Origin of the sequence: Octadecabacter antarcticus 307 (genome assembly GCF_000155675.2) — a bacterium.
Taxonomy (GTDB): Bacteria; Pseudomonadota; Alphaproteobacteria; order Rhodobacterales; family Rhodobacteraceae; genus Octadecabacter; species Octadecabacter antarcticus.
In genome coordinates, this window is sequence record NC_020911.1 from 3,216,119 (window position 1) to 3,229,178 (window position 13,060).

The following is a 13,060-nucleotide window of genomic DNA, read 5'->3' on the forward strand; positions in this document are numbered from 1 at the left end:
ACCTGCAACGGGGCACCTTCAAGCGGTTGCGCGCAAAACGTCACGATTGCGTGCCAGCCAATGCCCCGCGACCAACAATGGCAAGAGGCGAAACTCGCCCGCATTCAGCGCCTTGTCGAAGTCCGCCCAGTCCATGATCTGTGACCGGATGTCTTCGGCCTCTGACAGTTTGCCACCCACGCCTGCCGACCCGTCGGGTAAGTCCGCCATGCCGACGTAAATAAAGAAATGCTCGGTCGTAGACCCGGGGCTAGGATAGGCTGCGGATACACATTTGAGATCGGTTATCGTGATTCCCGCCTCCTCAAGCGCCTCACGGCGTGCGGCGTCCTCCGGTCCTTCACCGGGATCAATGCGCCCTGCAATGGGTTCGACGGTCCAAGGATTTGGATCACCGCGCAGATAGGCGCCCGTGCGGAATTGTTCGACCAGCATCACGCGGTCGCGCACCGGATCATAGGGCAGCACCATGGCGCAATCGACACCAATGAACACCGCGCGGTTCACCGGATCGCTCATGGATCCGTCATAGCGGCGGAACGTCAGGTCCAGTTCTTCGACATTGAAAAAGCCTGCATAGCGTTTGCGCGCCTCAATTACACGCACGTCGCTCGGCCCCATGCGTCCGTTTCCAGTAGATCTTGCGGCCCGCTGGCGCGACGCGGCCCGCGCCAACATGTTTGGGTACAGCTGGCCCATCTGCGCCGCTGGCAAGCTGTCCATCGCAGCCATCGCCTCAACCGCGGCCATCGTCGTGACGTCACCAAAGGTCGCGATCCAACCCTCACGGTCCCAAGGTTCGGCCGGTTTCCAGCGACCATCGGGCGGCACATAGGCCGTCACATCACGCGGCTGTTGGTTCTGATCCAACACCACAAATTCGATCCGCGCGTAATCAAACGCCTTTTCGTAGTAATCCAGCCGCGCGATTTCAGCGTCATCAAGGCCTTCGACAACGACCCCCTCAGCCACACCTTTTGGGTCACCGTGCATAATTGGAAAAATATGTCCCTCCACACGACTCACGCGATACTCAGGCCGCACGGCCCACGATATACGTCTGGCGATGTCAGGATCACCGCTCACGACCGCCAAAAGTGGCATGTGCAGTAGGGTGCCAAAGATAAACACATCCATCAGCTAAACCGCCGTCCAAAAAATTCGGTGATAAGCCCGCCAACAAAACCGCCAATCAACAACGTCGCAAGTATTTGTGGCGTCATGATCATGGCGGCATGTTCAACGAACAATGCAAAAACATCAGTCACCGCCTCGCCCGGGCCGTCATAGCGCTTGAGAAGCGACTGTCCGATCATCACCACGAACGAGTTAAAGAACAGCGCCATGACAACCATCGCAACCAATGCCGTCAGCCCGTAACTGAACGCCGCGACATAACCTGTCCCCGCCCGTGGTCCGGCAATGGACCATCCCGCGATCAGGCCAAAAACCGTGTTAACTTCGTGGAAATACCCCAGATTTGTTCCTTCGGGGAACAGTGGCGCGATCAACGTGGTGGTGTACCATGCCAGCGCGCCAAACAGAATTGCCTCGATCAGTCGTCCCATAGTTGGCATTGTGCTGCTCCTGTGCCCGCACGGTAGCGCCTTCTTGTAGAAATTCGGCTTTTTACGAATTCGGGCGTGTCACCGTGATCTGCGTTACATCGCAAATACCCCCGCGGAAGGCCCCCGCGCAAGAGGCGAGGTAAAAGTTCCACATCCGACGGAACCGATCATCAAAGCCTAATGCGGCCACTTGGTCCCATTTTTCATTGAATGAATCGTGCCAACGGCGCAGCGTATCCGAATAACTTTGGCCAAACTCCACCGACTGCGTGACCTCAAGCCCTGACTTGCGGATCGTGTCGCGCAGGATCGTCGGCGCGGGCAACATACCACCGGGAAAGATATATTTCTGGATAAAATCGACGCCGCGTTTGTAAACGTGCCAGCGTTTGTCCTGCACCAGAATGACCTGAAACGTACCGCGCGCGCCCGGCTTCAAGCGTTCGCGCACCGTATCGAAATACGTGGACCAGTATTTCTCGCCCACTGCCTCAAACATTTCGATGCTCGCGATACCGTCGTAGGTGCCGGTTTCATCGCGGTAATCTTGCATCTTAAACGTGACCAAATCAGAAAGACCCGCCTTTTCTATCCGATCAACGGCGTAATTAAACTGCTCTTGGCTGATCGTCAGGCCCGTCACACGCAGCCCGCGCTCCTTGGCGGCATATTCTGCAAAGCCGCCCCAACCGCAACCAATCTCAAGCACGTGATCGCCAGCCTTTACGCCCATTTCATCCACCATGGACGCATATTTCTGCGTTTGTGCGCGGGCCAGATCCTCTTTGCCGGTTTCAAATTTGGCAGACGAATAGGTCATCGTTTCGTCAAGCCAAAGACCGTAGAATTCATTGCCCAAATCGTAATGATAGCTGATGTTCTTACGCGCTTGGCGCTTGGAATTGCTCTGCCACCAGAACCGCAGCTTTTCATAGGTCCGGATCAAACCCTGCCCCGGAAAGCCGTCATAAATTTCTTCCACATCGTCGCTGATCAAATCCATAAACGCCATCAAATCCGGCGTCGACCACCAGCCATCGAGGTAAGCCTCAGAAAATCCAAGGTCGCCTTCACGGATCAGGCGCGCGAACAAATCATCGTTATGAACCTCCAAAACCGCGATATAACCCAGCTCGGCGGCCTCGGCGCGAAACGTGCGACCATCTGAAAGCGTAATATCCACACGGCCGCGCGGCAGGTGTTTCATCATTGAAAAAACTTGGCTGAAATATCGTGGCAAACCAGATTGCCCGTCAGTTGTCGTGAAGATCATCGAGACTCCCAAAGAATTGGCCCAAAATGGCTACCCAAGCTTTGCTCAGGCATTGTTGTTCTTAATACATACGGGGCGGGGAACGCCTTGGTTTCACAATATGTTAACGGCCTTGCAGAAAACTGTCACGGCGGTTCTCAACCCAGCGCGGCGCCGTTAAAAATCGCGACCCTTGTAAGCCTCCAGCGCGCGTTGCCGCCCTGTTGCCATATCCACCACGGGCGCGGGATATTGATCCGTCGCCGCCAAACCCCAATTTTTGGGGATGGCGTCAAAATAGGACAACGCAGTGTCGGGCGCATCGCCCTGCCCTTCAGCGATCCATGTGCGCGCGTAAAGCCCGGCGCGGTCAAACTTATCGAGCTGCGTTACCGGATTGAACACCCGAAAATATGGCGCTGCGTCTGGGCCGGACCCAGCGGCCCACTGCCAGCCCATCGCATTGCTGGCAGGGTCCCAATCGGTCAGGCAGTCGTCAAACCACGCCTGCCCGACCTTCCAATGGGTCATCAGATGTTTGGTCAGATAGGATGCCACAATCATCCGTCCGCGATTGTGCATCGTGCCGCTGACATACATCTCGCGCATGGCGGCATCAACGAACGCGATGCCCGTGCGCCCCTGTTTCCAAGCAATCACTTCGGCGGTGTCTTCGGTGTTCCACGGAAAGGAATCCCAGCCCTCTTTCCAATTGCGATCGACAATATGGGGCGTGTGATGGACCAGATGATAGGCAAATTCGCGCCAGACCAGCTCTTTGCAAAATATTTCAGCCTGGCCTTTACCACTGTGAATGGCCGCCCAGCCTGCATGCCAACACACCGCAGGGCTGATTTCCCCGTAGGTCAGATTTTCACTTAATCGCGACGTCCCATCCACCCCCGGCAAATCGCGATTGGTTTGATAGCTCTGCACACGCCCCTCGATAAAGGTTTCCAAACGCGTCCGCGCCGCCGCCTCACCCACGCAGATGTGCGCAGCCAAAACATCACGCCCGCGCACCATTGCAGCGCCCAATGCCCAATCGTCCAACCGATCCGACGTCGGCCAGACATCGGGCGCGGGCACAGATGCTGGTGCAGGGATCGGCGTAGCAACATCGCGCCCGCGCACCGTTTTCCACAGCGGCGTAAACACGCGGTAAAACCCGCCCGTCTTAGTTTCAACTGTCCAAGGTTCAAACAACAAATGGCCCGTAAATGAAGCCACCTCGACCCCGTCGGCCTTCAGCGCCGCCTTCACGCCTGTGTCGCGCGCTTTGCTCGCGGGGTCATAAAGCCGGTTCCAATACACCCCTGTGGCACCCGTCTGCGCCACAACCTCGCGTAACACCGCCAAAGCATCGCCACGTCGCAAAACCAGCCGCGATCCCACCACCGCCAATGCCGCGCCAAAAACCCGCACCCCCTCACCAAGACGAAACTTCGGCGCTGCGCCATGGCTCTCGACGACCTCATCACAGATGAACACAGGAATGACCGGCCGCCCCGTGGCACAGGCCGCCGATAGCGCAGCATTGTCGCCGATGCGAAAATCCCGCCGCACCCAGTAAATCACAGGTTTCAAATCGCGCTCCTTTTGTTGGCGCGTAACATAACCCGCCAAGCGACGACGCCAACCCGTCTTTGCTAGATAAGTATTCCCATCGGGGTCTCGCGGGCGCGGCGCGTTTGTTTTTCACAAACCGCGCCGCGCCCGTGCTTTATGCGTTCACATCAACGACGATGCGGCCCTTGACCTGACCCTTCAGGATATCACGACCAAGTTGCGGCAGATCAGACAGAACCGCTGGCTGCACCATGGCCTCAAGCTTGTCCATCGGCAGGTCTTTGGCGATCCGCGCCCACGCCCGCACGCGGTTATCATAGGGCTGCATCACGGAATCAATGCCCAGCAAGTTCACACCGCGCAGCAGGAACGGAATGACAGTGGCAGGCAAACCAGCCCCACCTGCCAAACCAACAGCCGCAACAGACCCGCCGTATTTGATCTGCCCCAACAGCCGCGCCAACATTTCGCCGCCCACAGCATCGACACACCCGCCCCAGATTTCGGCCTCGAGCGGGCGCTTCACTGTTTCGTTCAGCTCCTCACGCGCCACAATCTGCGTCGCACCGAGGGATTTGAGGTAGTCTGCCGTCTCAGGCCGACCCGTCACACCAGCAACCGCGTGCCCAAGATTGGCCAGAATGGCCGTCGCCACGGACCCGACACCACCAGCAGCCCCCGTGACCAACACAGGTCCATCCCTGATGCCATGATCCTCCAGCGCCATCACCGCCAGCATCGCCGTGAACCCTGCGGTTCCAACGGCCATTGCTTGACGTGTGTCCAAACCATCAGGCAGCGGCACCAGCCAATCGGCCTTGACGCGGGCCTTTTGCGCATAGCCGCCCCAATAGGCCTCCCCGACGCGCCATCCTGTCAGCACAACCTTGTCACCAGCTTTATAACGCGGGTCATCGGATGCCTCTACGGTGCCAGCAAAATCAATACCCGGCACATGCGGATAATTACGCACCAAACCGCCACCGGGCCCAACGCACAGCCCATCTTTGTAGTTCACCGTGGAATATTCGATCGCGACCGTAACGTCACCTTCTGGCAGGCGATCCTCCCCGATCTGCTGCACGCCCGCGCTCGTCTTGCCCGCATCATCTTTCTCAACCACCAAAGCGTTAAACATCATCTCTCTCCTTTATTCATCTTGGCCCATAAACTCCCGCCGGAGGCTCCGACGTGACACATAGGCGCTAAATCCAAAATGTTTCCTGCACCACGGTTGGAAAAACCCCGTTCTGCGTCACCACGTCCAGATCGGTCGTCGGGTCCCAATGGGTCATGCGCACCATGCCGATGGCCACGTTCGTTTCGAAATCAGGACTCCACACCGCCGACGTTATGGTGCCGACCTGTCGTTGCCCGTCCATCAAGGGCCAGCCGCGATCACAGGGCGGTATGTCACCCTCGATGCGCAGCGCGCGCACCTGCTTAACGGGCCCCTCTTTGGACACCCGCAACAGCGCATCACGCCCGACGCACCCAATGGCAGTTTGCGTAGAACAGAACCGCCCCAAGCCCGCTTCGTGCGGGGTGTTGTCACGGTTCATGTCATTGCCATACGACAGCAACCCGCCCTCAATCCGTTCGATCACGTTCGGACAGCCAGCGTGAACATCAAGGTCCTTACCCGCCTCCATCAGCGCATTCCACAGCGGCATGCCAAGGTGGCTGCCCTCAACGTAAACCTCAAACCCGCCTTGGCGCGAATAGCCGGACCGCGCAACAATCATGTCGTGGCCTTGAAAATCGAAATGCCCGTAGCGGAAAAATTTGAGGTCTTTAACTTTGTCACCAAACACCCGCGCCGCAAGTTCGTCTGCCTTAGGGCCCTGAATGGCCAGCGGCGAAACATCAGGTTCATCAACCAAAACATCTAGACGAAGACCGTAGGCCAAGCCTTTGACCCAGAACAACAAATCACTATCGGCAATGGACACCCAATAGCGGTCTTCACTGATCTTTACGGCCACGGGATCGTTCAGCATGCCGCCCGTCTCATCCACCATTGGAACATAGTAACACATGCCCGGCAACATCGCCCGCAGATCGCGCGGCGTCAGCATTTGCATCAACCGTCCCGCATCGGGGCCACGTATTTCCACCTGCCGTTCAACAGCCACATCCCAGACCTGCACCGCAGATTTCAAATGATGATAATCTTCCACGATTGAACGGAAAACAGTGGGCAATAACATGTGGTTATAGACCGTATATCCCTTAACGCCCGCCGCCTCAACACCGTCCGAAAACGCTGTACGCCTGATGCGGCGTGATCCCGAAATAATGGCCATGTCAGTTCTCCGGCATAAATGGCAGATCGGTATCAATTGGCGTTTGACCCGCTCCTGTCATCATCGCGTGGATTTGCCCGCGATGATGGGTTTGGTGGTTAAAAAAATGAACGACGCACAGGGCCTTACTATCTGTGAACGCTTTCTTATAAAGCATTGAATACCAATGAAGATCACCCTCGAGATCGCAGGCTGCAATCCCCAACGCCCACTTGGTAATGACATGGTCCACACGCAACCGCTCTGCTGACCATTCAGCAGTGGTTTCGGTCAGGCCAACGCCCTTTTCAATCGTTTCCGGCGCATCCAAAGCCGGATCAAATCGGTTCATCCACGTGCGATCACCCCACAAAAGATGGTTTAACGTCCCCCAAATCGACCCGAAAAATGCACCACGATCAAGCCGCAGCGCATCATCATCCATCACTTCAACAAGGCTTCGCAAGCCATTGTTTTGCCACTTATTATACCGCGCCATAGTGGCGCAATATTCAGGCGAAATCACGGCTTGGGGCCTTTCCAATCAATTGGGCAAATCTCAGCGGACATGCCGCCAAAATCCCAGACGCGACCGTAATCGCGCACTTTCGATTTCAGACCCTTGGCGGCAATAATATCCGGCCCCATCCAGTATTTCGAATTTGTGACCATCACCGGATGATCCGGATCGCCGCCCTCAATCATCTCAATCTCGCCCGCGATCTTGCGACCGATATACAGACCACGCTTTTTGCCCTCGCGGGTGATTTCAACCTTTTCGCGCTCGGCACCGATGATTTCTGATACAAGGAACGTGAACAAGCCCGTCGTGCCACCCGCCGCACCGCTGAAGATTTTCAGCAGCCCGTTGTAGGCTTTCTGGCTGGAGCGTTCATCAACATAGGCCGCAACACGCCAGTTGCCTTCACCCATGCGACCCGGAATATCGACCAGCAGGCCGACATTCAGACCCGACAGATCCTCACCTTCGAAATGACCCTCATCAATGGCAATCGCCATCCATGCGTGACAGTGGCCTTCTGTAGGGGGATGCGCGCCAAGTGATACGACACAAGGGCAGAACACGGTGCATGAGCAGTTCAAAAACAGCTCGCCTTTGATCGCCCAATCTGTTGGCTCCATTTTGCGGCGCAACGGGTTGCTTTCAACGCGACTGTCGATGCGCTGGCTGACAGGCAGTTTGTCTGCGGGGGCGCGCTCTTGCGATGCGATGTTATTGTCGGCCATGTGACTTCCTTTCAAAGACTCGCCCAGACGGGCAATGCAATGCCTGCAAGGATCAGCACGACCCCCATCGGCTTGATGACAATATGCCCAACAGCGGGCAGTTTTTCCAAAATCATAAACAAAGTCGCAAGACCCATCCACGCAAGGTTCATCACCCCGCCAACGAACCCAAGCGCCATGAAACCCCAGCAACAGCCGACGCAGAACGCACCCAGGCCCAGCCCCATGCGCAGCCCACCACGAAATCCGGTTTTCCAATGGCCGATGAAATACATCATCGGGGAATGACAAACTCCGTGGCAAATTTCCTTGGCGCGACTGAATTGAAACAGCCCAACGACGACCAACAGGCCCGCCGCGACCCACGGGCTGTGCGCGATGCCCAGCATATCCACCACGCCGCCGTATAACAGCGCCAGTTGAACGCCAGTGATTACGGCGCCAAAGACCACCCAGACAACAAAATAGCCAAGCAACACGCCCAACCAGCCCGCCCGCGATCCATTGGCGCTAACGATCAGATCTTCGTAGGATCGCAGTGTCGGCACAAGCGTTGGCAGCATCATTGCCGCCATCATGATTGCCCACATCGCAAACAACGGCCCAAAATTGGCCATCGGCATATACATCGGCATGCGCGGGTCCATGGCGGCCATGGCCAGCCCCAAATCGCCCGGACGACCCAACAGGTCGACGTCCATATCGATCGCCATCATGAACATCACCGACCACGCCACAACAATCGCCGCGAAGAACGCGATCCAAAGGGCCGATCTAATGTTGAAGATGGATAACATTATCGCCCTCCCAAGCGACTCATTTCTTGCCTTTTAAATGTCAGACATTTAATTGTCTGACAAATGAAAAATGCACCTGACCTCTCCGCCCAGATCGCAAAATCCATCCGCGACGCAATTGTGTCCGGTGATTTGCCCGTCGATGAACGCCTCCCAAGCGAGGCTGAGCTGAGTGAGCAGTTCGCCGTGTCGCGCTCCACTGTCCGCGAGGCCCTTAAACGGCTCGCCGCACAAAGCCTGATCCGCACCCAGCGCGGCGCGACGGGGGGGGCCTTCGTCAATCGGCTTACCTTCGAACAGGCTTATGGTCAGCAAATCACCACCTCGGCGCTGCTGTTGTCAATGAATGACGTTGATTTTGACACCGCCTGCGAAGCCCGTTTTGCGCTGGAACGCGCCTGTGCCCCGCTCTCGGCGCAACGCCGCACGGCAGACCACCTTGCCACGATGCGCGCTGAAATTACCCGCCAGGCGCAGCCGGGCTTGTCAGATGAAAGCTTCTGCGCCTCCGACGTCGCGTTTCACCGTGCCTTGGTCGATGGCGCGGGCAATCCGGTCTTGTCCTACCAGCTTGCCGGCGCGATTGAAGCGATTGAACCGCTGATGAATATGATTACCTTTACGGCCCGCAGTCGCGATCACATCGTCGGGCTGCACACAGCGATTGCCGACGCGCTTGCCGCAAAAGACGCGCCGCGTGTCGATAATTTGCTGGCGGACCTCGCGACCTATACCGCCCAACTTGGCCAATCCGTCGCGGATGCAAAAAAAGATGCCCCAAAAAGCAACTGATCCAAACCTTTGCTCGTATACCAATTGAAGCAAGGAGAGATTATGGACTACATCAACACCGCCATCGCCCTACTGACCCTATTTTTAGGGCTCTTTGGATTTTTGGCACCGCGCTATACCGCCGAAGCACTGGACCTCGCGACCACCAAAACCACCATGGGTCTCAGTGAATTGCGCGCTGGTAACGGCGGGTTGTTCGTCGCCTTGGGCCTGTATTGTGTGATCTTTGGCAATCCGATGGCCTATTTCATGCTTGGCGTGGCCTATTTCGGTGCAGGGTCCGGGCGATTGCTATCCATCGCCCTCGACAGCCCACCGCTAAAGAAAGTCCTGACCTTTTGGGCCTTTGAATGGGGCCCCGCCGTCTGGTTGATCTTGTACAACTGGCCCACCTAACGCACCTCTTTTGCTTCTTTGGTTTAAAAATACCTACTCACACCCTTTGCATCAGGCGCGCCGCTGCCCTATATAGAAGTTGTCCCTCGGGACTATGGATATAAACGCGCTTGCAATAAGCGGATCGGACCCGGGGGCGGTACCCGGCGTCTCCACCATCACGCCCTTCATTGGGCATGCCTTTAACGGGTAATGGCTCATTTGGCCGATATGGGGATGAAATAGGATCGACGAACGTCTAAAGAGGTTAGCTTTATCTCGGTGAGTTACCACCGTTATCGGTACATAAAAGCTAGTTGCAAATGACAACAATGCTCAGGTAGCACTCGCAGCGTAAGCTGTGCGTAATACCGAAACTTAAGTCCTTGCGCCTAGCAGCGTAAGGCGGGGCCCGCCGGAGCCTGGCAACAGAATCCGGCACCTTTACCCCCCCCCTATCAATTCGAACAAAACCGCGCCAAGCTGGCGTTATGAAGACATTATTAAGCGCGTTCTGTCTGGCCGCCGCCCCCGCATGGGCCTGCGACACGGCCCTGTTGCTGACCATCGACGTCTCAAATTCCATCGACACCGTAGAATACAGATTGCAAGCGGACGGCATGGCCGACGCGGTGCTGGACGCCGAGGTATCAGAGGCGTTGATCAGCGGCCAAGTCGCAGTCGCCGTCATTCAGTGGTCCGGCGTGGGGCGCCAAGACCTGTCCATCCCGTGGCGCCAATTGCGCTCCGTGGCCGACGTGCAGACCTTTGCCGTAGATGCCCGCAAGATGCCACGCGCCTTCGTGCAGTCCGACACCGCCGTTGGTGATGCAATCTTGTTCGCGCTCGATCAATTCGCCGATGCGCCCAATTGCGGGCGCCAAGTCATTGATATCTCGGGCGATGGGCAACCAAACGCGGGCAGTGACACCCGCCTTGCCTCGCGCGCGGCAGAACGCCGCGGTGTGACCATCAACGCCATCGCAATTGAAAGCATGGGTATCGCAATCACCACGTTCTTGAACCGCTCAGTTATCACCCGCGACGGGTTCGTCATCACTGCACGCCGCCACTTAGATTACCCCCGCGCGATCCGTGAAAAAATCCTGCGCGAAGTGTCGCGAATTTTTGGCTAACAAAATGACTACAGCGGCAAAGCCACCGTCGATTTGATTTCTTCCATGCTCAGCAACGCGGTCACATTAAACACCCGCACTTCCGAAATCAGCGCCTGATAGAATACGTCATAGGCCCGCGCGTTCTGCACGCGAACTTTCAGGATGTAATCGATATCCCCTGCCAACCTATGGGCTTCTTGCACCTCGGGGCGATCCATCAAGGCTTTCAGGAACTTGGCTTGCCAATCTGCTTCGTGCTCCGACGTGCGGATCAGCACAAAGAAACACGCTTCAAACCCCAGTGCGTCGGCATTCAGCATGACCGTCTGCTGGCCAATCACCCCCGCCTCACGCAACTTGCGAATCCGGTTCCAAACCGGGGTCTTTGACGACCCCACTTCTTTGGCAATTTCGTCCAAAGATTGCCCCGCATCGCGCTGCATGGCGCGTAGGATTTTCCGGTCCAGCTCATCTATCCGAACATCCATTCGCTTTTTCCTCTCCTTGGGAAACATCTTGACTGATCTACGACATACGGCGAACACACGTCCCTTTCAAGCCAACATATGGCGCAATTGGTGGAATAATATTCTACATTGGGATCAAGCAATCGGGACTCATCGCTATGAAACACTTCCCCATCTTCCTCGCCGTCGCAGGCCGCCGCATCGTTTTGGCGGGCGGTGGTGACGCGGCATTGGCCAAACTGCGCCTGCTCTTGAAGACCGAGGCAAAGCTGACAGTGATTGCCGTCAACGCGGCACCGGAAATCCATGCATGGGCCGCTGACAAACGCCTGACCCTTCTAAGCCGTGCCATGGAACCGGGCGATACCATGTGCGCGTCGCTGTTTTACGCGGCACACGAAGACGCCAATGAAGACGCGCGCACTGCCGCCATCGCGCATCGTGACGGCGCCTTGGTTAATATCGTTGATAATCTGAACGACAGTCAGTTTATCACCCCCGCAATCGTTGACCGTGATCCCGTCACCATCGCCATCGGCACCGAAGGTGCGGCCCCCGTGCTGGCCCGCGCAATCAAGAAAGACCTCGAAGACCGACTGCCTGCCTCGCTCGGCACCCTCGCGCGCATCGGCAAAGGTTTTCGCAAACTGGCCGAAAATCTGCCATTTGGCGCAGCGCGGCGCAACTTCTGGTCTGATTTCTACTTCAACGCGGGCCCCCGCGCCGTGACGCAAGGGACCGACGCGGTGAAAGAAACCCTCGACACCCTGCTCCGCGACCACCTGAACACGGACGCCAAACCCGGTCACATCGACCTTGTCGGCGCGGGTCCCGGCGATCCTGATCTGTTGACACTAAAGGCGCGCAAAGCCTTAGATAAGGCTGACGTGGTCATTTATGACCGCCTCGTCACCCCTGAAATTCTTGAACTGGCGCGGCGCGAAGCGATCATGATCGACGCGGGTAAGACAGGCTTTGGCAAAGCCATGGCACAGGACGACATCAACGCCCTGATCGTCGAACACGGCGGCAACGGCGCGCATGTGGTGCGCCTCAAGGCGGGCGACCCGACGGTGTTTGGCCGCCTCGATGAAGAACTCGACGCCATCATATCCGCGGGCCTATCCTACACCATCGTCCCCGGCATCACCGCCGCGTCCGCCGCCGTCGCGGGCATCGGCCAAAGCCTGACGCGGCGCGGTCGCAATTCGTCCGTGCGCTTCATCACCGGACACGACACCAAAGGCTACGCAGATCACGACTGGAAAGCACTGGCAGAAACCGGCCAAGTCGCCGCGATCTACATGGGCAAGAAATCGGCGCGTTTCATCCAAGGCCGCCTTTTGATGCACGGCGCGGACCCGATCACACCGGTCACTGTGATTGAAAACGTGTCGCGCCTCGATCAACGCGTCATCGCCACCACGTTAGGTGATCTTGAACCGACAATCACCGACGCAAAACTGTCCGGCCCCGCGCTGACGTTTCTTGGCCTCGCGCCCCGCGCCGCCACATCGCAGCTGCACGCGCTGTGCACGCTTGGTGTACAAGATGTGCCACCCCAAATTACCGCTCAGGAGGCCCTTTAA

At 57.2% G+C, this 13,060-nt stretch carries 14 protein-coding genes and 1 other RNA gene; 5 read left to right on the plus strand and 10 right to left on the minus strand.

Features of this window, described 5'->3' with window-relative positions; all coding sequences use genetic code 11:
- Positions 1–18: 18 nt before the first annotated feature.
- The 9 genes from OAN307_RS16450 to OAN307_RS16490 all read right to left on the minus strand — a co-directional run bounded on the left by OAN307_RS16450 (position 19) and on the right by OAN307_RS16490 (position 8,719).
- On the minus strand, positions 19–1,137 hold the full coding sequence (locus tag OAN307_RS16450; protein WP_015500750.1) for an NUDIX domain-containing protein: 1,119 nt from the start codon (positions 1,135–1,137) through the stop codon (positions 19–21).
- On the minus strand, positions 1,137–1,568 hold the full coding sequence (locus tag OAN307_RS28230) for a TrgA family protein (RefSeq protein ID WP_187292484.1): 432 nt from the start codon (positions 1,566–1,568) through the stop codon (positions 1,137–1,139). The genes OAN307_RS16450 and OAN307_RS28230 overlap by 1 nt, the downstream gene beginning before the upstream one ends.
- Positions 1,569–1,629: 61 nt before the next feature.
- On the minus strand, positions 1,630–2,841 hold the full coding sequence (locus tag OAN307_RS16460; protein ID WP_044043917.1) for an SAM-dependent methyltransferase: 1,212 nt from the start codon (positions 2,839–2,841) through the stop codon (positions 1,630–1,632).
- A 156-nt stretch (positions 2,842–2,997) separates the two neighbouring features.
- Positions 2,998–4,407 (minus strand): cryptochrome/photolyase family protein, encoded by a 1,410-nt coding sequence (locus tag OAN307_RS16465; protein ID WP_015500753.1) that lies wholly within the window; start codon positions 4,405–4,407, stop codon positions 2,998–3,000.
- A 136-nt stretch (positions 4,408–4,543) separates the two neighbouring features.
- The gene (gene acuI, locus OAN307_RS16470) at positions 4,544–5,527 is read right to left on the minus strand and encodes an acryloyl-CoA reductase (RefSeq protein WP_015500754.1); all 984 of its coding nucleotides are present in this window, start codon (positions 5,525–5,527) and stop codon (positions 4,544–4,546) included.
- Positions 5,528–5,594: 67 nt separating this feature from the next.
- Entirely contained in the window at positions 5,595–6,695 is a 1,101-nt protein-coding gene (locus tag OAN307_RS16475; RefSeq protein WP_015500755.1) for a dimethylsulfoniopropionate demethylase, read from the minus strand.
- A 1-nt stretch (position 6,696) separates the two neighbouring features.
- On the minus strand, positions 6,697–7,218 hold the full coding sequence (locus OAN307_RS16480) for a DinB family protein (RefSeq protein WP_245540876.1): 522 nt from the start codon (positions 7,216–7,218) through the stop codon (positions 6,697–6,699).
- Positions 7,197–7,922: a DUF1326 domain-containing protein gene (locus OAN307_RS16485; RefSeq protein WP_015500757.1), complete on the minus strand. Its 726-nt coding sequence runs from the start codon at positions 7,920–7,922 to the stop codon at positions 7,197–7,199. Before OAN307_RS16485 ends, OAN307_RS16480 begins: the two co-directional genes overlap by 22 nt.
- 11 nt (positions 7,923–7,933) lie before the next feature.
- Positions 7,934–8,719 carry a DUF2182 domain-containing protein gene (locus OAN307_RS16490; protein ID WP_015500758.1) on the minus strand — a complete coding sequence of 262 codons (786 nt, stop codon included), beginning with the start codon at positions 8,717–8,719 and terminating at the stop codon, positions 7,934–7,936.
- Positions 8,720–8,782: 63 nt separating this feature from the next.
- Here OAN307_RS16490 and OAN307_RS16495 point away from each other — a divergent pair, with 63 nt between their 5' ends.
- The 4 genes from OAN307_RS16495 (at position 8,783) to OAN307_RS16505 (ending at position 11,022) form a co-directional block, all read left to right on the plus strand.
- Positions 8,783–9,511 carry a FadR/GntR family transcriptional regulator gene (locus OAN307_RS16495; RefSeq protein WP_015500759.1) on the plus strand — a complete coding sequence of 243 codons (729 nt, stop codon included), beginning with the start codon at positions 8,783–8,785 and terminating at the stop codon, positions 9,509–9,511.
- A 42-nt stretch (positions 9,512–9,553) separates the two neighbouring features.
- Entirely contained in the window at positions 9,554–9,907 is a 354-nt protein-coding gene (locus tag OAN307_RS16500; RefSeq protein ID WP_015500760.1) for a DUF4345 family protein, read from the plus strand.
- A 42-nt stretch (positions 9,908–9,949) separates the two neighbouring features.
- Positions 9,950–10,329, plus strand: a transfer-messenger RNA (tmRNA) gene (gene ssrA, locus OAN307_RS26785).
- Positions 10,330–10,377: 48 nt separating this feature from the next.
- Positions 10,378–11,022 (plus strand): DUF1194 domain-containing protein, encoded by a 645-nt coding sequence (locus OAN307_RS16505; protein ID WP_015500761.1) that lies wholly within the window; start codon positions 10,378–10,380, stop codon positions 11,020–11,022.
- An 8-nt stretch (positions 11,023–11,030) separates the two neighbouring features.
- Here the strand turns inward: OAN307_RS16505 and OAN307_RS16510 are convergent, their stop codons facing one another.
- Positions 11,031–11,492: an Lrp/AsnC family transcriptional regulator gene (locus tag OAN307_RS16510; RefSeq protein WP_044043919.1), complete on the minus strand. Its 462-nt coding sequence runs from the start codon at positions 11,490–11,492 to the stop codon at positions 11,031–11,033.
- 137 nt (positions 11,493–11,629) lie between these two features.
- Here OAN307_RS16510 and cysG point away from each other — a divergent pair, with 137 nt between their 5' ends.
- On the plus strand, positions 11,630–13,060 hold the full coding sequence (gene cysG / locus OAN307_RS16515) for a siroheme synthase CysG (RefSeq protein ID WP_015500763.1): 1,431 nt from the start codon (positions 11,630–11,632) through the stop codon (positions 13,058–13,060).

What these genes read in the sequence shown, in the direction of transcription:
- OAN307_RS16450 (WP_015500750.1), bottom strand. Translation starts at nt 1,137, where the DNA reads ATGGATGTGTTTATCTTTGGCACCCTACTGCACATGCCACTTTTGGCG.
- OAN307_RS28230 (WP_187292484.1), bottom strand. Translation starts at nt 1,568, where the DNA reads ATGGGACGACTGATCGAGGCAATTCTGTTTGGCGCGCTGGCATGGTAC.
- OAN307_RS16460 (WP_044043917.1), bottom strand. Translation starts at nt 2,841, where the DNA reads ATGATCTTCACGACAACTGACGGGCAATCTGGTTTGCCACGATATTTC.
- acuI (WP_015500754.1), bottom strand. Translation starts at nt 5,527, where the DNA reads ATGTTTAACGCTTTGGTGGTTGAGAAAGATGATGCGGGCAAGACGAGC.
- OAN307_RS16475 (WP_015500755.1), bottom strand. Translation starts at nt 6,695, where the DNA reads ATGGCCATTATTTCGGGATCACGCCGCATCAGGCGTACAGCGTTTTCG.
- OAN307_RS16485 (WP_015500757.1), bottom strand. Translation starts at nt 7,922, where the DNA reads ATGGCCGACAATAACATCGCATCGCAAGAGCGCGCCCCCGCAGACAAA.
- OAN307_RS16490 (WP_015500758.1), bottom strand. Translation starts at nt 8,719, where the DNA reads ATGTTATCCATCTTCAACATTAGATCGGCCCTTTGGATCGCGTTCTTC.
- OAN307_RS16495 (WP_015500759.1), top strand. Translation starts at nt 8,783, where the DNA reads ATGAAAAATGCACCTGACCTCTCCGCCCAGATCGCAAAATCCATCCGC.
- OAN307_RS16500 (WP_015500760.1), top strand. Translation starts at nt 9,554, where the DNA reads ATGGACTACATCAACACCGCCATCGCCCTACTGACCCTATTTTTAGGG.
- OAN307_RS16505 (WP_015500761.1), top strand. Translation starts at nt 10,378, where the DNA reads ATGAAGACATTATTAAGCGCGTTCTGTCTGGCCGCCGCCCCCGCATGG.
- OAN307_RS16510 (WP_044043919.1), bottom strand. Translation starts at nt 11,492, where the DNA reads ATGGATGTTCGGATAGATGAGCTGGACCGGAAAATCCTACGCGCCATG.
- cysG (WP_015500763.1), top strand. Translation starts at nt 11,630, where the DNA reads ATGAAACACTTCCCCATCTTCCTCGCCGTCGCAGGCCGCCGCATCGTT.